The 22,426-nt window shown below is 62.1% G+C and carries 17 protein-coding genes; 15 read left to right on the forward strand and 2 right to left on the reverse strand.

The window, feature by feature from the left end; all coding sequences use genetic code 11:
* The first annotated feature begins 163 nt into the window (after window positions 1–163).
* The 12 genes from BTO32_RS04380 (at window position 164) to BTO32_RS04435 (ending at window position 16,139) form a co-directional block, all read left to right on the forward strand.
* Window positions 164–1,228, forward strand: coding sequence for a pilus assembly protein PilM (locus BTO32_RS04380; RefSeq protein ID WP_076723238.1), 1,065 nt, complete (start codon window positions 164–166; stop codon window positions 1,226–1,228).
* A complete protein-coding gene (locus BTO32_RS04385) occupies window positions 1,228–1,794 on the forward strand; it encodes a PilN domain-containing protein (RefSeq protein WP_076723239.1) in 567 nt (188 codons plus the stop codon). The genes BTO32_RS04380 and BTO32_RS04385 overlap by 1 nt, the downstream gene beginning before the upstream one ends.
* Window positions 1,791–2,402: a type IV pilus inner membrane component PilO gene (locus tag BTO32_RS04390; protein ID WP_076723240.1), complete on the forward strand. Its 612-nt coding sequence runs from the start codon at window positions 1,791–1,793 to the stop codon at window positions 2,400–2,402. The genes BTO32_RS04385 and BTO32_RS04390 overlap by 4 nt, the downstream gene beginning before the upstream one ends.
* Window positions 2,403–2,404: 2 nt before the next feature.
* Window positions 2,405–2,953 carry a pilus assembly protein PilP gene (locus tag BTO32_RS04395; RefSeq protein ID WP_076723241.1) on the forward strand — a complete coding sequence of 183 codons (549 nt, stop codon included), beginning with the start codon at window positions 2,405–2,407 and terminating at the stop codon, window positions 2,951–2,953.
* A 65-nt stretch (window positions 2,954–3,018) separates the two neighbouring features.
* Window positions 3,019–5,085, forward strand: coding sequence for a type IV pilus secretin PilQ (locus tag BTO32_RS04400; RefSeq protein ID WP_175618636.1), 2,067 nt, complete (start codon window positions 3,019–3,021; stop codon window positions 5,083–5,085).
* Window positions 5,086–5,180: 95 nt separating this feature from the next.
* Window positions 5,181–5,747, forward strand: a complete 567-nt coding sequence (gene aroK / locus BTO32_RS04405; protein WP_076723242.1) for a shikimate kinase AroK — start codon at window positions 5,181–5,183, stop codon at window positions 5,745–5,747.
* Window positions 5,740–6,834 (forward strand): 3-dehydroquinate synthase, encoded by a 1,095-nt coding sequence (gene aroB, locus BTO32_RS04410; protein ID WP_076723243.1) that lies wholly within the window; start codon window positions 5,740–5,742, stop codon window positions 6,832–6,834. Before aroK ends, aroB begins: the two co-directional genes overlap by 8 nt.
* 31 nt (window positions 6,835–6,865) lie before the next feature.
* Entirely contained in the window at window positions 6,866–8,407 is a 1,542-nt protein-coding gene (locus BTO32_RS04415) for an SPOR domain-containing protein (RefSeq protein WP_076723244.1), read from the forward strand.
* Window positions 8,408–8,565: 158 nt separating this feature from the next.
* Complete coding sequence (gltB, locus tag BTO32_RS04420; RefSeq protein ID WP_076723245.1) at window positions 8,566–13,014, forward strand: glutamate synthase large subunit; 4,449 nt, start codon at window positions 8,566–8,568, stop codon at window positions 13,012–13,014.
* A 75-nt stretch (window positions 13,015–13,089) separates the two neighbouring features.
* On the forward strand, window positions 13,090–14,508 hold the full coding sequence (locus tag BTO32_RS04425; protein WP_076723246.1) for an FAD-dependent oxidoreductase: 1,419 nt from the start codon (window positions 13,090–13,092) through the stop codon (window positions 14,506–14,508).
* A 123-nt stretch (window positions 14,509–14,631) separates the two neighbouring features.
* Window positions 14,632–15,696 (forward strand): uroporphyrinogen decarboxylase, encoded by a 1,065-nt coding sequence (gene hemE / locus BTO32_RS04430; protein ID WP_076723247.1) that lies wholly within the window; start codon window positions 14,632–14,634, stop codon window positions 15,694–15,696.
* Window positions 15,697–15,770: 74 nt separating this feature from the next.
* The gene (locus BTO32_RS04435) at window positions 15,771–16,139 is read left to right on the forward strand and encodes a PilZ domain-containing protein (RefSeq protein WP_076723249.1); all 369 of its coding nucleotides are present in this window, start codon (window positions 15,771–15,773) and stop codon (window positions 16,137–16,139) included.
* A gap of 16 nt (window positions 16,140–16,155) precedes the next feature.
* Here the strand turns inward: BTO32_RS04435 and radA are convergent, their stop codons facing one another.
* The gene (gene radA / locus BTO32_RS04440; RefSeq protein ID WP_076723250.1) at window positions 16,156–17,532 is read right to left on the reverse strand and encodes a DNA repair protein RadA; all 1,377 of its coding nucleotides are present in this window, start codon (window positions 17,530–17,532) and stop codon (window positions 16,156–16,158) included.
* Window positions 17,532–19,193: an energy-dependent translational throttle protein EttA gene (gene ettA, locus BTO32_RS04445; protein ID WP_076723252.1), complete on the reverse strand. Its 1,662-nt coding sequence runs from the start codon at window positions 19,191–19,193 to the stop codon at window positions 17,532–17,534. Before ettA ends, radA begins: the two co-directional genes overlap by 1 nt.
* A 251-nt stretch (window positions 19,194–19,444) precedes the next feature.
* Between ettA and glyA the strand changes: the two genes are divergently transcribed.
* The 3 genes from glyA (at window position 19,445) to ribD (ending at window position 22,400) form a co-directional block, all read left to right on the forward strand.
* A complete protein-coding gene (glyA, locus tag BTO32_RS04450; RefSeq protein ID WP_076723253.1) occupies window positions 19,445–20,698 on the forward strand; it encodes a serine hydroxymethyltransferase in 1,254 nt (417 codons plus the stop codon).
* Window positions 20,699–20,763: 65 nt separating this feature from the next.
* Entirely contained in the window at window positions 20,764–21,288 is a 525-nt protein-coding gene (gene nrdR / locus BTO32_RS04455; RefSeq protein ID WP_076723254.1) for a transcriptional regulator NrdR, read from the forward strand.
* Window positions 21,285–22,400: a bifunctional diaminohydroxyphosphoribosylaminopyrimidine deaminase/5-amino-6-(5-phosphoribosylamino)uracil reductase RibD gene (gene ribD / locus BTO32_RS04460; protein ID WP_076723255.1), complete on the forward strand. Its 1,116-nt coding sequence runs from the start codon at window positions 21,285–21,287 to the stop codon at window positions 22,398–22,400. The genes nrdR and ribD overlap by 4 nt, the downstream gene beginning before the upstream one ends.
* Window positions 22,401–22,426 lie beyond the last annotated feature (26 nt).

Here is a 22,426-nt window from a genome sequence, read left to right on the forward strand (position 1 = left end):
TTTGAGAAATTGCTTTAGGAAGGATGAGCCACTTTACCGATCTGCAAGGCTTCCCAACCGAAGAAGAACTGGCATTGTAGACGGAAAGCAGAAGAAATTCTCTTACATAAAAAACACATATGTAACGTGACCGGGTGCTGGTAACCAGGTATAGGGTGAGCGCGTGTTCGGATTGTTTGGAAAGAAATCCAGTGCGGTGCTGGGGGTGGATATAAGCTCCAGCTCCGTCAAACTCCTCGAGCTGTCGAAGCAGGGCAGTCGCTACAAGGTCGAGAGCTATGCCGTTGAGCCTCTGCCGCCCAACGCTGTCATAGAGAAAAACATCACGGATGTGGAAGCGGTGGGCGAAGTGCTCAAGCGCGTGGCCTCCAAGTCTCGTACCAGTGTCAAGCAAGCCGCCGTTGCCGTCTCGGGTTCCGCGGTGATTACCAAGGTCATCCAGATGGATGGTGGCCTGAACGAGTTCGAGATGGAAGACCAGATCGCCCTCGAGGCCGACCAGTACATCCCATATCCCCTCGACGAAGTGGCCATCGACTTCGAGGTTCAGGGGCCCTCCGAAACCAACCCCGACCAAGTCGACGTGTTGTTGGCGGCCTGCCGCAAGGAAAACGTGGATATCCGGGAAGATGCCCTGGAAATCGCGGGCCTGACCGCCAAGATTGTCGATGTTGAAGCCTACGCCCTGGAGCGGGCCTACACGCTGATTGAGCCTCAACTCGACTCCCAGGGCGAGGAGCTGGTGGTCGCCATCGTGGACGTGGGCGCCACCATGACCACGCTCAGTGTCCTGGCCGGGGGCAAGACCGTCTATACCCGCGAACAGATTTTTGGGGGCAAGCAGCTGACCGAGGAAATCCAGCGTCGCTACGGTCTTTCTCTGGAAGAGGCCGGCTTGGCCAAGAAGCAGGGCGGCTTGCCCGACGATTACGAGGCAGAGGTGCTGACCCCGTTCCGCGAGGCGGTGGTACAGCAGGTGGCCCGGGCTCTGCAATTCTTCTTCGGGGCCAGCCAGTACAACGCCGTCGACTACGTGGTACTGGCCGGTGGCACGGCTTCCATTCAGGGATTGACGGAAATGGTGGAGGAAAAGACCGGGACGCCCACCTTGGTGGCGAACCCGTTTGCGGATATGTCAGTCGGCTCCCGCGTGAATGCATCGGCGCTTAGCAACGATGCGCCTTCGCTCATGATTGCGTGTGGCTTGGCGATGAGGAGCTTCGACTGATGGCAAAGATTAACCTCAGGCCCTGGCGGGAAGAGCTCCGGGCGGAGAAGCAGAAACAGTTCGTCGTCATGATCGTCGGGGCTGCGATTGTTGCTGCCGGCCTCGTGTTCCTCTGGAAATCGGACATGGATCGCCGCATTGCCTATCAGCAGTCCAGGAACGCTTATATCGAAACCGCGACCAAGAAACTGGACGCCCAGGCCAAGGAAATCGAGGACCTCAAGCGCCGGCGGGACGAGCTGCTGGCCCGGATGAAGGTGATTCAGGACCTTCAGGGCAAGCGGCCGGTGATTGTTCGGGTGTTCGACGAACTGGTGCGGACGTTGCCAGACGGACTGTACTACACCGACCTGAAGAAAGCCGGTGACAAGATCAGTATCGTCGGTATGGCAGAGTCCAACAACCGGATTTCCGAGCTGATGAGGTCGTTTGAGCGTTCCGACTGGTTCTCAGAGCCGAGTCTGTCCAATGTGTCCGCCGCTGACAAGAGTCGCGCCGGTTACAGCCAATTCAATTTGTCTGTTATGCAGAAAACCCCCGAGCCCCAAGGGGAGGACGCAAAATGAGCCTTTCGGACTCTCTCAAAAGCCTGAATGAGTTTGATATCAATGATCTGGATATCAACAATGCCGGTATCTGGCCCGCGCCGATCAAGTTCATCGTCGTCCTGTTGATCTTTGGGCTGATTCTGGGCGGCGGCTACTGGTTCGTGGTGAAAGATCAGTACGCCCGGCTGGAGCGCGTTCAGAAAACGGAACAGGAGTTGCGCAAAAAGTACGAGGAAAAAGCCTATCAGGTGGCGAACCTCGAGGTTTTCAAAGCGCAAATGGCGGAAATGGAGGAAACCTTTGGCGCGCTGGTGCGTCAGTTGCCCAGTGAAACCGAGGTTCCCGGCTTGCTGGAGGACATCACCAACACCGCTCTGGGCAGTGGTCTGGCGCTTCAGGAGATTGCCCTGCTGCCGGAGCAGAAACGTGACTTCTATGCGGAACTGCCGATCAATATCCGGGTTACCGGCTCGTACCACGAGCTGGCAAGTTTCGTCAGTAGTGTGGCAAGTCTGCCACGGATTGTGACGCTACACGATTTAACCATCAAACCAACAGGCGGAGATGGAGAACGGCTTGAAATGCAGGTTGTTGCTCGTACCTACCGCTACCGGGCTGGAGAGTGAGCATGGCGGGAAAACATGCACGTAGGGCCTGGCTGAGTGTCATTCTTGTGTCTCTGTTGGCTGGGTGTTCCCAGGACCGTGGCTTTGCGGATCTGGACCGTTTCATGGATGAGACCCGCGCCAAGCCCCGTGGGCACGTCGAACCGCTGCCTGAGTTCAAGGCGTATGAGGCGTTTACCTATTCGGCGGCCGATCGTCGCTCACCGTTCGAACCGCCGGTGGAGGTTCAGCTGACCATGGCTGAACAGCCTCAGGAAAACAATGTGCAGCCGGATCTGGACCGGCCCCGGGAAGCGCTTGAGAACTTCGACCTGAAAGACCTGCGCATGGTGGGCACCCTCCAGGGTCCCTCCGGGGACCTCTATGCCCTGATTCGGGACAGTTCCGGTGGCATCCACCGGGTACGTACCGGGAATTACATGGGGCAGAACTACGGCCGTATTGTCGGAGTCAGCGAGACCCGGGTTGAATTGATCGAGATCGTTCCGAATGGCTCGGGCGGATGGGTCGAGCGTCCCCGTTCCCTGTCCCTGGACGAAGAACAAGGCTAAGGAGCGGCGTAATGATGACTGGACGAACTATGTACGAAGAAAACGGTTTGGGGTCGAGGCTAGCGATGTTCAAAAAACTCAATGTATACGTCGGCGTGATTGCTTTCGGACTGTGGTCCGGTCTGGCCAGCGCGGTCACTCTGGAGGACGTGTCCCTGTCCTCGTTGCCGGGGGAGCGCCTGGAAGTTACGCTCAAGTTCGATGGCCAGCCGCCCGAGCCGACGGGCTATACCATCGACCGCCCGGCCCGGATCGCTGTCGATCTGCGGGATACCACCAGCGGCCTGAACAGCCGGAGCATCCCGCTCGGTAACGGCAATGCCCAGAGCATGACGGTGGTAGAAACCAAGGATCGTACCCGCCTGATCTTCAACCTTGTCGAGCTGGTGCCCTACAGCACGGCCCGCAGCGGCAATGAACTGGTCATGGTGATTGGTGGCGACTCCGCAGCTGAACTGGCCGCTGCCTCCTCCGGGGCTCCGGCCTCCACTGCGGCGCCGGTGGCTGAGACGGGCAAAACCCTGGCCGGGGTCGATTTCCGTCGCGGCAAGGACGGCGAGGGGCGAGTGGTAATTGACCTGGGCTCCGCCAGCACGCCGGTGGACCTGTCTGAACTGGGCGGCAAGATTCGTCTGACCATGCCAGAGTTGACGGTCCCCGAAAATCTGCGGCGCCGTCTGGATGTAACCGACTTCGCTACGCCGGTAACCCGCGTCGACACCTTCGTCGAAGACGGTAAGGCGATTGTCGAGATTCGCCCTGAGGGCAGCTATGACTACATTGCCTATCAGTCCGGCAGTCAGTTTACGGTCAGCGTAGAGCGGCTGAGTGAGGAAGAAGCGGAAGCTAGGCGGGAAGAAAAGTTCCCGTATACCGGTGAGAAACTGTCCCTGAATTTCCAGGATATTGAAGTGCGCTCCGTGCTGCAGTTGATAGCGGACTTCACCGGTCTGAACCTGGTTGCCAGCGACACCGTCAGCGGCAGCATTACCCTGCGCCTGCAAAATGTGCCCTGGGATCAGGCTCTGGACCTCATTCTCAAGACCAAGGGGCTGGACAAGCGCCAGATCGGGAATGTCCTGCTGGTGGCGCCGGCTGACGAAATTGCCGCCCGCGAGAAGCTTGAGCTGGAAACCAACAAGCAGATTGCCGAGCTGGCTCCGGTGCGCCTGGACATTATTCAGATCAACTACGCCAAAGCGGCTGACATCGTCGAACTGATCAAGGCGGACGAGGAGTTGATCTCCGACCGGGGATTCGTCTCGTCCGACGTGCGCACCAACACCATCAGCGTGCGAGAAACCGCGGATAAGCTGGAGCAGATCCGACGTCTGGTCTCCACTTGGGATGTTCCGGTGCGGCAGGTCTCCATCGAGGCCCGTATTGTTCGCGCTCAGACCAACGTGGCGGAGAATCTCGGGGTGCGCTGGGGGGGGGCTGCTTATAACGTGAGCGGCGATAACGTTTTTTCTGTCGGTGGCTCCTTGTCCACGCTGGAGGAAGCGCGTCAGGCCGCGGCGGGCACGAGCACCACCATCAGCTTCCCGGATGCCTTGGCCGTTGACCTTGGGGTGACGGACGAAGGCACCTCCAGCTTTGCCATCGGTTGGGGCAGTGATGATTTTCTAGTCGATCTGGAAATCTCGGCGTTGGAGAGCGATGGCAAGGCTGAGCTGGTATCCCAGCCGCGCGTGGTAACGGCGGATCGTCAGACGGCGACCATCAAGTCCGGCGAAGAGATCCCTTATCAGGAAGCGTCCTCCAGCGGTGCCACCTCGGTGTCATTCAAGGAGGCGGTCCTGTCTCTGGAGGTGACGCCGCAGATTACTCCGGATGACAAGATCATCATGGACTTGGTGGTCAATCAGGATTCTCGTGGTGAGGAGACGGCGGGGGTCCCTTCAATCAATACCAATGAAGTCGCGACACAGGTACTGGTTGGCAATGGAGAGACTGTGGTTCTGGGAGGGATATTCCAGTCTCAGGTATCCACTCAGATCACCAAGACGCCGTTCCTGGGAGATATCCCCTACCTGGGACGCCTGTTCAAGCGCACCGACTATATCGACGAGCGTAGCGAGCTGCTGATTTTCATTACGCCTAAAATCGTCAAGAACGACCTTCTCAAGTAGCCATTCTCGTGAGGCTGCAGCAGCAAGCCGCCGGCTCAAACCGGCGGCTTTTTTTGTGATATTCTCAACCGCCTGACACCTGTTGAGCGGAAACTATGTCCTTGCCCAAACGCATTGTCCTGGTTGGCCCCATGGGCGCGGGGAAAAGCACCATCGGGCGTATGCTTGCCCGCGAGTTGGGGTATCGTTTTCTGGATACCGACCGGATCATTGAGGAGCGATGCGGTGCCAACATTCCCTGGATTTTCGACGTCGAGGGGGAAGACGGCTTCCGGCAGCGTGAAACCGCGATGTTGAGGGAGTTGTCCCAGGAACCTCGTACCGTACTGGCCACGGGAGGGGGGGCCGTGATGCGGGAGGAAAACCTCCCATTGCTGAAACAGGACGCCATGGTGGTGTATCTGAGAACCTCCCTGGAACAGCAGGTAGAACGGACGCGCAAGGACCGTAATCGTCCGCTGCTTCAGAATGACAACCCGGAAGCGGTGTTGCGCAAGCTGTTTGCAATCCGGGATCCGATCTATCAGCAGCTTGCGGATGTTGTCATGCAGACCGATCGTAAAAGTCCTCGCCTCGTGGTCAGGCAACTGGTGAACCGGATCAACCCCAGAACGCCCCGGCACAGGCGCCAGCTTCGAAAGGAAAGTCGTCAACATGGCTGAGAATATTCGTGAACTGACCGTGGAACTGGGTGATCGGAGTTACCCCATACTGATTGGCCCAGGCCTGCTGGGTGAGTATGACCTGTCACCGTACGTCACGGGCTCGCAGGTGATGATCGTAACCAATGAGACCGTGGCGCCCCTCTATCTGGAACAGGCCATTCGGTGTTTTCCGGGCAAGGTGGTGGACTCGATCGTGCTACCGGATGGGGAAAAGTTCAAGGACTGGCAAACACTGAACCGGATCTTTGACGGGCTGCTGGAACAGCGCCATACCCGAAAAACGACGCTGGTGGCCCTTGGGGGCGGAGTGGTCGGCGACATGACTGGCTTTGCCGCGGCCTGTTACCAGCGAGGTGTCTCGTTCATCCAAATACCGACCACCCTCCTGTCCCAGGTCGACTCGTCCGTAGGGGGCAAGACCGGTATCAACCACCCTCTGGGCAAGAACATGATCGGCGCGTTTCATCAGCCTCGGGCCGTGCTGATTGATACGGACTCGCTGCGGAGCCTGCCGCCACGGGAGGTGTCTGCCGGCCTGGCGGAAGTGATCAAATACGGCTTGATTCGGGCGCGTGACTTCCTGGACTGGCTCGAGGGTGCCGTCGACCGTTTGGTGGCACTTGAGCCTGAGGCCCTGTCCGAGGCCATCCATCGCTCCTGTGCCTGCAAGGCCGAAGTCGTCGCCAAGGACGAGCGGGAAGGAGGGCTCCGGGCCATCCTGAACTTGGGGCATACGTTCGGCCATGCCATCGAGGCTTTCGCGGGGTATGGCAACTGGTTACACGGCGAGGCTGTCGGTACGGGTATGGTCATGGCCACCGACCTTTCACTCCGGGAGGGCATGATCTCGTCCGGGGATCTTGAGCGGGTGGTGGCGCTGGTGCGCCGTGCCGGGCTGCCTGAGCGGCCGCCTGCGGGCATGACCCCCGATGACTTCATGACACGGATGGCCGTGGACAAGAAAAACGTCGATGGCCAGCTGCGCTTGGTGCTGCTCAAGGCGCTCGGGGCAGCGGTGGTGACCGCGGACATCCGGCCGGAAAATCTGGCGGCCACCCTGTCGGCCTTTTGTGAAGATGCCTAGCAGGTGCTGACCGTATGGGCCAGGGGGCGGCATGGATAAGGGGTTGAATGCCCGGGACGACGGTGGCCTGTTCCCTCGTTTGCAACAGCGGTATGGCTTGCGTGCCGATCCCTTGGAAATGGAGGCGCCTTTTTACCCTGACGCGGCACGTCAGCACGCGCTGGAAACGCTGCGCCACCTGTGTGGTTTTGGTGATTTGGCGTTGCTGCTGCTGGGGGCTCCCGGCATGGGAAAGACCCGTATCCTGTCGGAGCTGGTGCGGGCGGAGTCCGCCCGGCTTGATTTTCATCGGATCCCCGCCGCCGCGCTGACCAGTGCCTTGCCCCTGGCACGGGACTTGGCCGCGATTTCCCGCTCGCCGACGGATCAGGGCGGCTCGCCCCGGGAAACGGTGTATGCTTTTTTCCGGTGGTCGGAGGGGCGGACGCGAAAAGGGCAGCGAATGGTGCTCCTGATCGATGATGCCGACCGTGCTGCGCCGGAGGTCCTACGGCTGCTGTTGGCGGGGTTTCTGGCCTCGGATCCGGCTCGTGCGGCGGTTCCGGTCTTTGCCGGAACGGATGCCCTGGTTTCCATGCTCGGGGTGGAGGAGGATGCCGCCGGACTGCACCCCATTCACCTTCCTGCGTTGAGTACCCAAGATATTGCGGCGTACCTTGAGCCTCGTGTCCAGAGGGCCGGCGGTCCGGTGGGCCAGCTGTTGACTCCCAGGCGTCTTGCTCAGATTTATGCTCTGAGTGGGGGCAGCTTTACCGGCATCCGACGAGCCGCCCCCGCAGTCTGGCTGGGGCTGGTTGAGCCTCGGGTCGCCCGGGTCGGGCGTGGCCTGAACGTTGGTGCGCTGTTGTGGCCCGGGATTGCGTTGACCTTGTTGGCGGTTTCGTGGTGGTTTGTGTCGGCACAATACGAACACTCGGTCTCTGATCAGCAGGCCCGGGACACCGCGCCGGCGGCGCCTGTCCGCAAGAGTGTCACCATCGGGCCCGGGGCATTGGCCGAGCCTTCGCCCGAAATGCCCGGGGACGCCGTTGATGGAGAGCGGAGCGATCCGGAGCCCGCACACCTGCGGCCAGCACCGGCATTGGTTCCTCCGGTGCCGGAGCGGGAACCTCTCGCAGAACCTGAACCTGAACCTGAACCTGAACCTGAACCTGAACCTGAACCTGCACCTGCACCCGTGGCTGCGCCTGAACCTGCACCTGAACCTGCGCCTGCACCCGTGGCTGCCTCTGGGCCCGAGTCGCCTGCCGCAGTGGCGTCGCTGGCGTTCACGCCAGCCCGGCCTGAGGCGTTTGTTCCCCTCGCCAGCTTGAGTCAGGAGGACGGCTGGACCATCCAGCTGGTGGCCGGCCGGCTGGAGCGGACGGCGCTCAACATGCTGGAGCGAGGGCAGGGCGACGGAGGCGCCCTTCGGTATACCCTGGGAGAGCGTCAGGGAGAGCCCTGGTTCATGGTGTTGTATGGCCGTTATCCCAGCCGGGAGGCGGCGCAGGCGGCGGCTCGGCAGCTGTCCTCCCGGTTCGGAGTGTCGGACCCGTGGGTCCGCTCTCTGGCCAGCTTCAATGCGCACTGAAATGGTGCAATTTCGGGATCAGGATCGACAAAAATTTGTATACGTAGTTTTACGTGTGTAAAATCGCTTCCCCCCTTTTTCGGAGTCAGCGGATTTTGCGCACCGCTTTAGTGCGGTAGCTCGCTGATTGGAAAGCATTTATTCGCGAGAGAACGGTTATGATGACAGGCTTGTATCATCCTGATGAGTTCAGGGACAACTGTGGCTTTGGCCTGATTGCCCATATGAAGGGCGAGGCCAGTCACAAGCTGTTGCAAACTGCCATCGAGTCGCTGACCTGCATGACCCATCGCGGTGGTATCGCTGCAGACGGCAAGACTGGCGATGGCTGTGGCCTGCTGATCCAGAGTCCAGAGGCTTTTCTCAGGAAAGCCTCGAAGTCGGCTTTTGGCAAGGAACCTGGCGACCTGTTTGCGGTCGGCCAGGTTTTTTTGTCTCAGGACCCGGCCAAGGCCGATGCCGGGCGTGCCGCGTTGGAGCGTCGCCTGTCCGAGCAGGGCCTGGATGTCCTGGGCTGGCGGGAAGTACCGGTCGACGACGGCTGTCTTGGGCCCATGGCTCGCGACTGCATGCCCCGGATCGAACAGGTGTTCGTTGAGCCGGCCGGCAAGGATGAGAACGCCTTCGGTATCAGCCTGTTCCTCGCTCGCCGCTACGCCGAGCGGGACCTGGCCGACGACCCCGAGTTTTATGTGTGCAGCCTGTCGCACCGGACCCTGGCCTACAAGGGCCTGATGATGCCGGCCGATCTGGCCAACTTCTACAAGGATCTGGGGGACCCGGACCTGAAGACAGCCATCTGCGTCTTCCACCAGCGTTTTTCCACCAACACCATGCCTCGGTGGCCGCTGGCTCAGCCGTTCCGTTTCCTCGCGCACAATGGCGAGATCAACACGATTGAGGGTAACCGCAACTGGGCCATCGCCCGTGCGGCGAAGTTCAGCTCGCCGGATCTGCCGGACCTGCAAACCCTCCAGCCGCTGGTCAACCTGACCGGTTCCGACTCCTCCAGCATGGACAACATGCTGGAGATCCTGCTGGCAGGCGGTGTCGACCTGTTCCGCGCGGTGCGCATGATGATTCCTCCGGCATGGCAGAACGTGGATACCATGGACCCGGAGTTGCGGGCCTTCTACGAGTACAACTCCATGCACATGGAACCCTGGGATGGTCCCGCTGGCTTGGTGCTTTCCGACGGACGCTACGCCGTGTGCATGCTGGACCGCAACGGCCTGCGTCCGGCCCGCTGGGTCATCACCCGGGACGACTTCATTACCCTGGCATCCGAGATCGGTACCTACGGCTACCAACCGGATGACGTGGTCGCCAAGGGGCGGGTCGGCCCCGGCCAGATTTTGGCGGTGGATACCGAAAAGGGGGAAGTCCTCCATACCCGGGACATCGATCAGCGGCTGAAGAAAGCCCAACCCTACAAGCGCTGGCTCAAAGAGAACGCGCTTCGGGTCGAGACCACGTTGAACCAGGAAACGCCTGAGTTCAAGCTGATGGACGCGGATGAGCTGCTGGTGCACCAGAAGATGTTCAACATCTCCTACGAAGAGCGGGACCAGGTGCTGCGTCCGCTGGCGGAGCAGGGCCAGGAGGCTGTGGGGTCCATGGGGGACGACACCCCCATGGCGGTGCTGTCCAGCAAAGTCCGGCACGTGGCGGACTACTTCCGCCAGAAGTTCGCCCAGGTGACCAACCCGCCCATCGACCCGCTGCGGGAATCCATTGTCATGTCCCTGGAAACCTGCCTGGGCGCCGAGCGTAACGTCTTCGAGGAAACACCGGAGCACGCCAACCGAATCATTCTGAGCACGCCGGTGCTGTCGCCGGCCAAATTCTTGAAGATTGCCAACAATGACCGTCCGGGATTCGAGGTGGCCAGGATTGCCATGAGCTACCGGCCCGAGCAGGGTCTGGAACAGGCCATTCGCGATGTTTGCGACCGGGCGGAGCGGGCGGTGCGTGAGGGTAAGGTCCTGCTGGTGCTGACCGACAAGGATCTGGTGGAAGGCGAGCTGCCGGTCAACGCGCTGATGGCGACCGGTGCCGTGCACCATCATCTGGTCAGCCGGGGGCTGCGTTGTGATTCCAACATCATCGTTGAGACCGGTTGGGCGCGGGACCCCCACCACTTCGCAGTGCTGTTCGGCTTTGGCGCCACGGCTGTCTACCCGTACCTGGCCTATCAGGTCATGAATGACATGATCCGCACCGGCGAGCTGCTGATGGATCCGATCGAGGCCAAGAACAACTACCGCAAGGGCATCAACAAGGGGCTGTTGAAGATCCTGTCGAAGATGGGGATTTCCACCATCACCTCCTATCGCGGCGCCCAGCTGTTCGAGGCGATTGGTCTGGCGGACGAGGTGGTGGATTTGTGCTTCAAGGGGGTCCCGAGCCGCATTCAGGGCGCCGGCTTCATCGACTTTCAGGAAGATCAGGAAAAACTGGCGGACGTGGCCTGGAAACCGCGCAAACCCATTTCCCCGGGGGGCTTGCTCAAGTACGTCCACGGCCAGGAGTACCATGCCTTCAACCCGGACGTCGTGGGCCGGTTGCAGGAGGCCGTAGCCAGTGGTGACTACGGTAAGTACAAGGAATACGCGGCCCTAGTCAACGAGCGGCCGGTGGCGACCCTGAGGGATCTGTTGACTTTCCGCTCCGATATCAAACCGATCGACTTGGCCGAGGTGGAGCCGGTGGAGAGTATTTTCCCCCGCTTCGACTCCGCCGCCATGTCCCTGGGCGCGCTGTCGCCGGAAGCGCACGAGGCCTTGGCGGTGGCGATGAACACCCTTGGTGGCCGCTCCAACTCTGGCGAGGGCGGTGAGGATCCGGCCCGTTACGGCACCAACAAACGCTCCAAGATCAAACAAGTGGCCTCCGGTCGGTTCGGTGTGACCGCGGAGTACCTGCGCAGCGCCGATGTCATGCAGATCAAGATCGCCCAGGGCGCCAAGCCCGGGGAAGGCGGCCAGTTGCCTGGCGGCAAAGTCAATGATCTGATCGCGCGTCTGCGTTACTCGGTGCCGGGGGTCACCCTGATCTCGCCTCCGCCGCACCATGACATCTACTCCATCGAGGACCTGGCGCAGTTGATCTTCGACCTGAAACAGGTCAACCCGGAGGCACTGGTCTCCGTCAAGCTGGTGTCCGAGCCTGGGGTGGGTACCATCGCTGCGGGGGTCGCCAAGGCCTACGCTGACCTGATCACCGTGTCGGGCTACGACGGCGGGACCGCGGCCAGTCCGCTGACGTCCATCCGCTACGCCGGTTCCCCCTGGGAGCTGGGACTGACCGAAACCCAGCAGGCGCTGCGTGCCAACGATCTCCGTGGCAAGATCCGCCTGCAAACCGACGGTGGTATTAAAACGGGCCTGGATGTGGTGAAAGCGGCGATTCTCGGGGCCGAGAGCTTTGGCTTCGGTACGACGCCGATGGTGGCGCTGGGCTGCAAGTTCCTGCGTATCTGCCACCTCAACAACTGTGCCACCGGTGTCGCCACCCAGAACGACTACCTGCGCGAGGAGCACTTTAAGGGTACGGTCGAGGCGGCCATGAACTTCTTCCGTTTCGTTGCTCAGGAAACCCGGGAGTGGCTGGCCAAACTGGGCGTGCGCAGCCTGGAAGAGCTGGTGGGGCGGGTCGACCTACTGGAGCGGCTGCCGGGGGATACTCCGCGGCAACGCAAGCTGGATCTGTCCCGCCTGCTGCACAATGACCAGATTCCGGCGGACAAGCCGCAAACCTGCCAGGAGGAGCGCAACCGGCCGTTTGACCAGGGCGCCTTGGCGGAGCGGATGGTCAAGGACACCCTGACCGCCATCATCGAAAAGACCGGTGGCGCCTGGAGCTACCGCGTGACCAACTGTGACCGCTCCATCGGCGCCCGGCTGTCGGGTGAGATCGCCGCGCGGCACGGCAACCAAGGCATGGCCGATGCGCCCATCACCCTTGATCTGACTGGGACCGCTGGCCAGAGCTTCGGGGTCTGGAACGTTGGAGGCCTGAACCTGATTCTTGAAGGCGACGCCAACGACTACGTCGGCAAGGGCATGACGGGCGGCAAGCTGGTCCTGCGCCCGCCCCGGGGCAGCAGTTTCAAAACCCAGGAGACTGCCATCATGGGCAACACCTGCCTGTATGGCGCGACCGGCGGCAAGCTGTTTGCAGCCGGTACCGCCGGTGAGCGCTTCGCAGTTCGTAACTCGGGCGCCCATGCTGTCGTGGAGGGGGCCGGCGACCACTGCTGTGAGTACATGACCGGCGGGCTGGTTACGGTGTTGGGTCACACCGGTTACAACTTCGGTGCCGGCATGACCGGCGGCTTTGCCTACGTGCTCGACCTCGACAACACCTTCGTGGACAAGTACAACCACGAACTGGTCGAGATCCAGCGCATTTCCCGGGAGGATATGGAAGCCTACCGCAACCATCTGCGAGGTATCATCCGTGAACACATCTCGGAAACCGGAAGTGTCTGGGCAGAACACATTCTGGAAGATTTCGACGACTACATCGGCCGTTTCTGGCTGGTGAAACCCAAGGCGGCGAACCTGCGGAGCCTGCTGGCAAGCACCCGGGCGCGCCCGGAGTAAGCTGGCCATTCACTGGGTTTGGGGGCCGGGCGCAAGATCCGGCTTCCGTCGAAATCGTGCTGATGAGAGATCACTATGAAAGAACGTCTCAACAATGACTTTCAGTTTGTCGAGGTAGGCCGGGTCGACCCGAAAAAGGTCCCCGCCAAGAAACGCAAGAAAGAATTTGCGGAAATCTACCACCCGTTCACGGAAACCCATGCCGCTTCCCAGGCGCATCGCTGCCTGGCCTGCGGTAACCCCTACTGCGAGTGGAAGTGCCCGGTACACAACTACATCCCCAACTGGCTGAAGCTGGTGTCCGAGGGCAACGTGTTGAAGGCCGTGGAACTGTGCCACCAGACCAACTCCCTGCCGGAAGTCTGTGGCCGGGTGTGTCCGCAGGACCGCCTGTGCGAGGGGGCCTGTACCCTGAACGATGGCTACGGCGCCGTTACCATCGGTTCGGTGGAAAAGTACATCACCGACACGGCCTTTGCTCTGGGCTGGAAGCCGGACATGTCCAAGGTGAAGTGGACCGACAAGAAAGTGGCGGTGATCGGCGCGGGGCCGGCGGGTCTGGGGTGTGCCGACATCCTGGTGCGCAACGGCGTCAAACCGGTGGTCTTCGACCGCTACCCAGAAATCGGTGGGCTGCTGACCTTCGGCATTCCCGAGTTCAAGCTGGAAAAATCCGTGATGGTTCGCCGTCGCAAGGTGTTCGAGGAGATGGGCGTTGAGTTCCGGCTGAATACCGAGGTGGGCAAGGATGTTCAGCTCCAGACCATCCTCAACGAATTCGATGCCGTGTTCATGGGCATGGGTACCTATACCTACATGAAGGGGGGGTTCCCGGGGGAGAACCTGCCGGGTGTATACGACGCCCTGCCGTTCCTGATTTCCAACGTCAACCGTCGCCTGGGGTTCCAGAAGAAGGAGTCCGAATTCATTGATATGAAGGGCAAGCGGGTGGTGGTGCTGGGCGGTGGTGATACGGCGATGGACTGCAACCGGACGTCCATCCGGCAGCAGGCTGAGAGTGTCACCTGTGCTTATCGCCGGGACGAGGCAAATATGCCGGGCTCCCGGCGTGAGGTGGCCAACGCCAAGGAGGAGGGCGTCAAGTTCCTGTTCAACCGCCAGCCCATCGCCATCATCGGCGAGGACCAAGTGGAAGGGGTGAAAGTGGTCACCACCGAACTGGGCGAGCCGGACGAGAACGGTCGCCGTCGTCCCCAGGTGGTGCCGGGAAGCGAAGAGGTGATCCCGGCCGATGCGGTTCTTGTCGCGTTCGGCTTCCGGCCAAGCCCGGCCGACTGGTTTGACGAGGTGGGGGTCGAGACCGACGATTCCGGTCGGGTCATCGCGCCGGAAGGGGGGGCGTTCCCGTTCCAGACCGCCAATCCGAAGATCTTTGCGGGCGGTGACATGGTGCGAGGCTCCGACCTGGTGGTTACCGCCATCTGGGAGGGCCGGCAGGCGGCCCAGGGAATCCTGGACTTTCTGGAAGTCTGACCCCGGCACCTTTTGACCGGTGTCAGGCAGGCGGCTTTCCGATGGAACGCCGCCTTTTTTATTTGTGTGAACGCGGTATCATTCTCCCCTTCGATTTCCAAAGAGCCGACTGCTGGAACTGTTATGACCGAGCTGAAAAACGACCGCTTCCTGCGTGCCCTGATGCGCCAGCCCGTGGACCGTACCCCGGTGTGGATGATGCGCCAGGCCGGCCGCTACCTGCCGGAATACCGAGCGACCCGGGCGCGGGCGGGGGACTTTCTGAGCCTGTGCAAGGATGCGGAGCTGGCCTGCGAGGTCACGCTCCAGCCGCTGGAGCGCTTTCCGTTGGATGCGGCCATCCTGTTCTCGGACATCCTGACCATTCCCGACGCACTGGGGCTGGGGCTGTACTTTGAAACCGGCGAAGGGCCGAAATTCCGTCATGTGATTCGTTCCGGAACCGATGTGGCCGCTCTGCCCAAGCTGGATGCCGCGGTGGACCTGGACTACGTCATGAAGGCCGTGGCCACCATTCGCGCCGCGCTGGCCGGCCGGGTGCCCCTGATCGGCTTTTCCGGCAGCCCCTGGACCCTGGCGACCTACATGGTGGAAGGCGGCTCCTCCAAAGACTTCCGGGAAGCCAAGAAACTGATGTACGGTCAGCCTGAGGTCATGCACCGGCTGCTCGATCATCTGGCGGACGCCGTGACCGACTACCTGAATGCCCAGATCCGAGCCGGTGCCCAGGCGGTCCAGATCTTCGACACCTGGGGCGGGGTGCTGAGCAGTTGGGCCTACGAGGAATTCTCCCTGCGCTACATGCGCAAGATTGTCGACGGTCTGATCCGGCACCATGAAGGCCGGGCGGTACCGGTGATCTTGTTCACCAAGAACGGCGGCCAGTGGCTGGAGGCCATCGCCGATTCCGGATGCGACGCGGTCGGGCTGGACTGGACCACCGATATTGGCCAGGCCCGCGCCCGCGTGGGCGACCGGGTGGCCCTGCAGGGCAACATGGATCCGGCCATGCTGTACGCGCCTCCGGCCCGGATCCGTCAGGAAGTGGCGGACATCCTGAGGCGTTACGGCGCGGGCTCCGGCCATGTTTTCAATCTCGGGCATGGCATCACGCCGGATGTTGATCCGGAGCACGCGCGGGCCTTCATCGAGGCGGTGGTGGCGTTGAGCCCGGAGTATCACGGCTGAGCTGGCCCCTTGGCCGGGCCTCCGGTGCGGTCTATAGTCATAGACAAACAAGAGCGAACGACCGGAGGTCCGCCGTGCCATCCCCAGCCACCGACAAACGTCGATTTCACCGCATTGAATTCGATGCCCCCTGCGAGCTCCATTGCGAGGATCGGGTCTGGACGACCGAAGTGCTCGACATCTGCCTGAAAGGTGTGCTGGTGCGACGGCCGGAGGACTGGGACGTGCCCCTGCACAAACCCTGCGAGGTGGTGGTTCATCTGGACGAGCGGCAAACGGGAATCGTCATGGCGGTGGAGCTGCGCCATGTGGAACCGCATCGCCTGGGGTTCCAGTGTCGATATATCGACTTGGAAAGCGCCTCCCACTTGAAGCGCTTGGTGGAGCTGAATCTGGGCGATCCCACACTGCTGGAGCGCGAATTCGCCCACTTGCTGGAATAGCCCGTCGCGGCCCGGGTCAGAGCGACTCCAGTGCCGCCAGTGCATCCGCCAGCCGGGTGACTGGAATCACCTGCATGCCGTCGACCGGTTTACGCGGCACGTTAGCCTTGGGGACCAGAGCCCGTGTGAAACCGTGCTTGGCGGCCTCGTAGATGCGTTCCTGGCCGTTCGGCACGGGTCGGATCTCGCCGGACAGTCCAACCTCGCCGAAGATCACCAGATCCTGAGGCAGTGCCCGGTCCCGGAAGGAGGATACGACCGCGGCGAGTAGGGCCAGATCGGCACTGGTCTCGCCCACCTTGACTCCGGCCACCACGTTGACGAACACGTCCTGATCGGAAACATGCAGGCCGCCGTGCCGGTGCAGTACCGCCAGCAGCATCGCCAGCCGGTTCTGGTCCAGCCCCACGGCCACGCGCCGGGGATAGCCGCCCTGGGCCATGTCCACCAGGGCCTGAATTTCCACCAGCATGGGGCGGGTGCCTTCCCAAACCACCATGACCACGCTGCCCGGTGCCGCCTCCTCACCACGGTTGAGGAAGATGGCGCTGGGATTCCGGACCTCCTTCAGCCCCTGCTCCAGCATCGCGAACACGCCCAGCTCGTTGACTGCGCCGAACCGGTTCTTGATGCCCCGCAGGGTTCGGTAACGGCTGTCGCTGGAGCCTTCCAGCAGCACCGAGCAGTCGATCATGTGCTCCAGTACCTTGGGACCGGCCAGGCTGCCGTCCTTGGTGACGTGCCCAACCAGCAGCAGGATGGTGCCGGTCTGTTTGGCAAAACGGGTCAGGAACGCGGCACTCTCGCGCACCTGGGAGACGGAGCCCGGCGCGGATTCGATGTCCGCCACGTGCATTACCTGGATACTGTCCACCACCAGAATCCGCGGCTGCTCGGCTTCCGCCACCTGGATGATTCGCTCGACGCTGGTTTCGGACAGCATCTTCAGATCTCGGGTGGGCAGCCCCAGGCGCTTGGCGCGCATGGCAACCTGCTGCAGAGACTCCTCACCGGTCACGTACAGTGCCGGCACGCTGGCCGCCAGATGGCATACCGCCTGCAGCAGCAGAGTGCTCTTGCCGGCGCCGGGGTGGCCTCCCATGAGGACGGCTGAACCCGCCACCAGACCGCCACCGAGCACCCGGTCGAACTCCTGCATGCCGGTGCTGATCCGGGGCTGTTCGCGCAGGCTGACCTCGTCCAGGCGCTGGACCTCGGAGAGGCTGCCGGCGAAGCCGTCGAAACGGGCACCGCGGCTGCCTTTGGCGGCACCGCCAACCCCTCGCACCTCACTGATGGTGTTCCAGGCGTTGCAGGCGGTGCACTGGCCCTGCCATTTGGAATAGTCGGCACCGCACTCGGTGCAGACGTAGGCGGTCCGGGGCCTGGCCATTACGCCAGCTTCTTGTATTTCATGCGGCGGGGCTGCATGGCGGAGTCGCCCTTGCGCCGCTTGAGGTCTTCGTCGTACTCACTGAAGTTGCCCTCGAAATACACCACCTCGCCGTCGTCCTCGAACGCCAGGATGTGGGTGGCGACGCGGTCCAGGAACCAACGGTCGTGAGAAATCACCAGCGCCGAGCCAGGGAAATTGAGCAAGGCCTCCTCCAGGGCGCGCAGGGTTTCCACGTCCAGATCGTTGGTGGGCTCGTCCAGCAGCAGAACGTTACCGCCCTGCTTGAGCAGCTTGGCCAGGTGCAGCCGATTGCGCTCGCCGCCGGAGAGGTCGCCGACGCGTTTCTGCTGATCGCTGCCCTTGAAGTTGAAACGACCGACATAGGCCCGTGACGGTGTCTCGTAGTTGCCGACCCGGATGATATCCAAGCCATCGGAGACTTCTTCCCAGACGGTCTTGTTCGGGTCCAGTTCGCGCATCTGGTCCACGTAGGCCAGGTCCACGGTTTCTCCCAGGGTGATGGTGCCACTGTCCGGCTGTTCCAGTCCGGTCAGCATCCGGAACAGGGTGGACTTACCGGCACCGTTGCCGCCGATGATGCCGACGATGGCGCCCGGTGGCACCCGGAAGGAGACGTTTTCGTACAGCAGTCGGCCGTCGAAGGATTTGCGGACGTTCTCGACCTCGATGACCTTGTCGCCCAGGCGGGGGCCCGGTGGAATGTACAGCTCGTTGGTTTCGTTACGCTTCTGGAATTCCTGCGAGCTCATCTCTTCGAACCGGGCCAGGCGGGCCTTGCTCTTGGCCTGGCGGCCCTTGGCGTTGGCGCGAACCCACTCCAGCTCCTGCTTGACCGCCTTCTGATGCGCGGCCTCCTGCTTGGCTTCCATCTCCAGGCGTTTTTCCTTGGCCTCCAGCCACTGGCTGTAGTTGCCTTCGAACGGAATGCCCTGGCCACGGTCCAGCTCCAGAATCCAGCCGGCGACGTTATCCAGGAAATAGCGGTCGTGGGTGATGGCGACGACGGTGCCCGGGTAGTCGTGCAGGAACCGTTCCAGCCAAGCCACGGATTCGGCGTCCAGGTGGTTGGTTGGCTCGTCCAGCAGCAGCATGTCCGGACCAGACAACAGCAGGCGGCACAGGGCCACGCGGCGACGCTCGCCGCCGGACAGGTGTTTCACCTTCTGGTCCCAGGGTGGCAGGCGTAGGGCGTCGGCGGCCACTTCCATCTTGCGCTCAATGTCGTGGCCATCGGTGGCCTGGATGAAGGCTTCCAGTTCACCCTGGCGTTTGGCCAGGGCGTCGAAGTCTGCGTCCGGTTCGGCATAGGCGGCGTAGACCTTGTCCAACTCGGCCAGTGCCTCGTGAACGCCGGCCACCGCCTCATCGACGATTTCCCGGACGGTTTTCTCATCATCCAGCTCCGGTTCCTGGGGCAGGTAGCCAACCTTGATGCCAGGCTGCGGGCGGGCTTCGCCGATGTAGTCCTGGTCCACACCCGCCATGATCCGGAGCAGGGTGGATTTACCGGCGCCGTTCAGACCCAGTACGCCGATCTTGGCGCCCGGGAAGAAGCTCAGGGATATGTCCTTGAGGATCTCGCGCTTGGGCGGGACGACCTTGCCCACGCGGTTCATGGTATATACATACTGGGCCATGCTGGCTGTGTCCTCTGAAGTGTTCGGATCGGTGGCAAGACACCACGGATGGATGTGCCACGTAAGGTAGCGAAACCGGGAAACTATGGCAATTGAGGGGATGCCGAAGCGGTGAGGCCGACGGCGCCGGTTGGTGCCCCGAAGGGTGATTTTCCAACCGGTTTCAAGCTAGAATAACGGCCCAATTTTTCAGGGGTCTCCGGGGCGCCTGGCGTGTCCGGACCAGCCAAACAGACAGGGGCAGCACATCCATGTTTAATCGTGAAATGAAAATCGCCGGTTTTGACGATGAGCTCTGGGGCGCGATGGAAGATGAGCGCAAACGTCAGGAGGCGCACATTGAGCTGATCGCGTCCGAGAACTACACCAGTCCGCGGGTCATGGAAGCCCAGGGCAGTGTGCTGACCAACAAGTACGCCGAGGGCTATCCGGGCAAACGCTACTACGGCGGCTGCGAGTTCGTCGACAAGGTCGAGACGCTGGCGATCGAGCGTGCCAAGCAGCTGTTCGGCGCCGCGTACGCCAACGTCCAGCCGCACTCCGGGTCCCAGGCCAACTCCGCCGTATTCATGGCGCTGCTCAAACCGGGCGACACCGTGCTGGGTATGAGCCTGGCCCATGGCGGGCACCTCACTCACGGCGCCAGCGTTAACTTCTCCGGCAAGATCTACCATGCGGTCCAGTATGGCCTGAACCCGGAGACCGGCCTGATTGATTACGATGAGGTTGAGCGCCTGGCCGAGGAGCACAAGCCGAAGATGATCATCGCCGGCTTCTCCGCCTATTCCCAGGAGCTGGATTTCGCCCGTTTCCGGGCCATTGCCGACAAGGTGGGCGCCTACCTGTTCGTGGACATGGCCCACGTGGCTGGCTTGGTGGCCGCGGGAGTCTACCCGGATCCGGTGCCCCATGCCCACGTGGTCGCCACCACCACCCATAAGACCCTGCGCGGTCCGCGCGGTGGTTTGATCCTGGCCTGTGACGACGAGGAGATTCAGAAGAAACTGAATTCCGCCGTGTTCCCCGGTGGCCAGGGCGGCCCCCTGATGCACGTGATCGCGGCCAAAGCCGTGTGCTTTAAGGAGGCCATGAGTGACGAGTTCAAGGCCTATCAGCGCCAAGTGGTCAAGAACGCGGCGGCGATGGCGGATGTGTTCATTGAGCGCGGCTACGATGTGGTGTCCGGCGGTACCAGGAACCATCTGTTCCTGGTCAGCCTGATCAAGCAGGACATCACCGGCAAGGATGCGGATGCGGCGCTTGGGCGTGCCCATATCACCGTCAACAAGAACGCGGTGCCCAACGATCCGCGCTCGCCGTTCGTCACATCCGGCCTGCGCATCGGTACCCCGGCGGTGACCACCCGCGGTTTTGGCGAGGCCGAGTGCCGCGAGCTGGCGGGCTGGATGTGCGACATCCTCGATAACCTGGAAGATGAGAGCGTGATCGAGCGCGTGCGTGGGCAGGTCGAAGCCCTGTGTGCCCGTTTCCCGGTCTACGGTTAATCTTCTGGCAAGACCCCAGCCGGGCCACACCCCGTGGCCCGGCGACGCTCCGGAGCCCCTGAACCATGCATTGTCCTTTCTGTGGTGAAGCCGATACCAAGGTGATTGACTCCCGGCTGGTGGCCGAGGGGGATCAGGTGCGTCGCCGCAGGGAGTGTCTGTCCTGCCACGAGCGGTTCACCACGTTTGAGACGGCCGAGCTGGTGATGCCCCGGGTGGTCAAGCAGGACGGTTCCCGGCAGCCGTTTGATGAGGACAAGTTGCGGGCCGGTATCATGAAGGCTCTGGAGAAACGCCCGGTCAGCATTGAGGCGATCGATGCCGCCATCAACCGGATCAAGTTCCGGCTGCGGGCCACCGGCGAGCGGGAAGTCAAGTCGATGCAGCTGGGTGAAGAGGTGATGACGGAGCTTCGGCAGCTGGATAAGGTGGCCTATGTCCGGTTCGCTTCGGTCTACCGGAGCTTTCAGGACATCAATGAGTTCAAGGAGGAAATCGAGCGCCTGTCCGCCAATAATCACGGCGAGCCGGCCGCGGTGGATGTCGCCAAGGCCCTGGCGGAAAATCACGCCAAGCAAGGGAAGTCATGAGTTCTGTCCGTGACCGGGCGATGATGGCCCGGGCGATCCAGCTGGCATGGCGAGGGCGTTACTCCACGCACCCGAATCCCCGGGTGGGATGCGTCATTGCCCAGGGCGACCGGATCGTGGGCGAAGGCTGGCACGAGCGGGCCGGCGAGGCGCACGCCGAGGTTCGGGCACTGAGTCAGGCCGGAGCCGAGGCCCGGGGCGCCACCGCCTACGTTACCCTGGAACCCTGCAGTCATTTCGGTCGCACGCCGCCCTGTGCCCGGGCCTTGATCGACTCGGGGGTTGCCCGTGTCTTTGCTGCGATCACCGATCCCAATCCGGCGGTGTCCGGTCGTGGCTTGGCCATGCTCCGGAGCGCCGGCATCAAGGTGCACGAAGGGCTGTTGGCGGAGCAGGCCCGGCGCCTGAATCCCGGCTTTTTGAAACGGATGACCACCGGGCGTCCCTGGGTTCGTCTCAAGATGGCTGCCAGCTTGGATGGCCGTACCGCCATGGCCTCCGGGGAAAGCCAGTGGATCACCGGCCCTGAGGCCCGTCAGGATGTCCAGCGCTTGCGTGCCATGAGTGACGCCATCCTCACCGGAGTGGGTACCGTCCTGGCCGATGACCCGGCGCTGACGGTGCGGCGGGATCAGTTGGGGGACATTGGCGCGGCAACGGAACCCTCGCGTCAGCCCCTGAAAGTCATCGCCGACCGGGACGCGCGAACGCCGGTTACCTCGAAAGTCCTGCGTGGCGGCAATGTCCACCTGTACTGCGCCGCCGCCTCGGTGGCATCGGCCCGGGCGCAGGATCTGGCGGCCCTGGGCGTTGGTCTGACCGGCATCGCCTGGACACCCCAGGGGGTGGATCTGGGGGAACTGCTGGATTCTCTGGGCGAGCAGGGTGTGAACGAACTGCTGGTGGAAGCCGGGCCGACGCTGGCGGGCGCGTTCATCCGGGACGAGCTGGTGGATGAACTGTGGCTGTATCAGGCGCCCGTGTTTCTCGGCAGCACCGGCCGGCCGACGGCTCATCTGCCGCTGGAGCGGATGGCGGAAAAAGTGCAGTGGCAGGTCCTGGATCGACGTCAGGTGGGCGAGGATCAACGTTTGATTCTCACCCGTCGCTAATTCATCAAAGCAAGCTCCGGAGTGGC

The organism is Marinobacter lutaoensis (assembly GCF_001981305.1).
GTDB classification, from domain to species: domain Bacteria; phylum Pseudomonadota; class Gammaproteobacteria; order Pseudomonadales; family Oleiphilaceae; genus Marinobacter; species Marinobacter lutaoensis.

Bases quoted from the DNA above. Each gene is read 5' to 3' on its own strand.
- BTO32_RS04385 (WP_076723239.1), top strand. From the start codon at position 1,228: ATGGCAAAGATTAACCTCAGGCCCTGGCGGGAAGAGCTCCGGGCGGAG.
- BTO32_RS04390 (WP_076723240.1), top strand. From the start codon at position 1,791: ATGAGCCTTTCGGACTCTCTCAAAAGCCTGAATGAGTTTGATATCAAT.
- BTO32_RS04395 (WP_076723241.1), top strand. From the start codon at position 2,405: ATGGCGGGAAAACATGCACGTAGGGCCTGGCTGAGTGTCATTCTTGTG.
- BTO32_RS04400 (WP_175618636.1), top strand. From the start codon at position 3,019: ATGTTCAAAAAACTCAATGTATACGTCGGCGTGATTGCTTTCGGACTG.
- aroK (WP_076723242.1), top strand. From the start codon at position 5,181: ATGTCCTTGCCCAAACGCATTGTCCTGGTTGGCCCCATGGGCGCGGGG.
- aroB (WP_076723243.1), top strand. From the start codon at position 5,740: ATGGCTGAGAATATTCGTGAACTGACCGTGGAACTGGGTGATCGGAGT.
- BTO32_RS04415 (WP_076723244.1), top strand. From the start codon at position 6,866: ATGGATAAGGGGTTGAATGCCCGGGACGACGGTGGCCTGTTCCCTCGT.
- gltB (WP_076723245.1), top strand. From the start codon at position 8,566: ATGATGACAGGCTTGTATCATCCTGATGAGTTCAGGGACAACTGTGGC.
- BTO32_RS04425 (WP_076723246.1), top strand. From the start codon at position 13,090: ATGAAAGAACGTCTCAACAATGACTTTCAGTTTGTCGAGGTAGGCCGG.
- hemE (WP_076723247.1), top strand. From the start codon at position 14,632: ATGACCGAGCTGAAAAACGACCGCTTCCTGCGTGCCCTGATGCGCCAG.
- radA (WP_076723250.1), bottom strand. From the start codon at position 17,532: ATGGCCAGGCCCCGGACCGCCTACGTCTGCACCGAGTGCGGTGCCGAC.
- ettA (WP_076723252.1), bottom strand. From the start codon at position 19,193: ATGGCCCAGTATGTATATACCATGAACCGCGTGGGCAAGGTCGTCCCG.
- glyA (WP_076723253.1), top strand. From the start codon at position 19,445: ATGTTTAATCGTGAAATGAAAATCGCCGGTTTTGACGATGAGCTCTGG.
- nrdR (WP_076723254.1), top strand. From the start codon at position 20,764: ATGCATTGTCCTTTCTGTGGTGAAGCCGATACCAAGGTGATTGACTCC.
- ribD (WP_076723255.1), top strand. From the start codon at position 21,285: ATGAGTTCTGTCCGTGACCGGGCGATGATGGCCCGGGCGATCCAGCTG.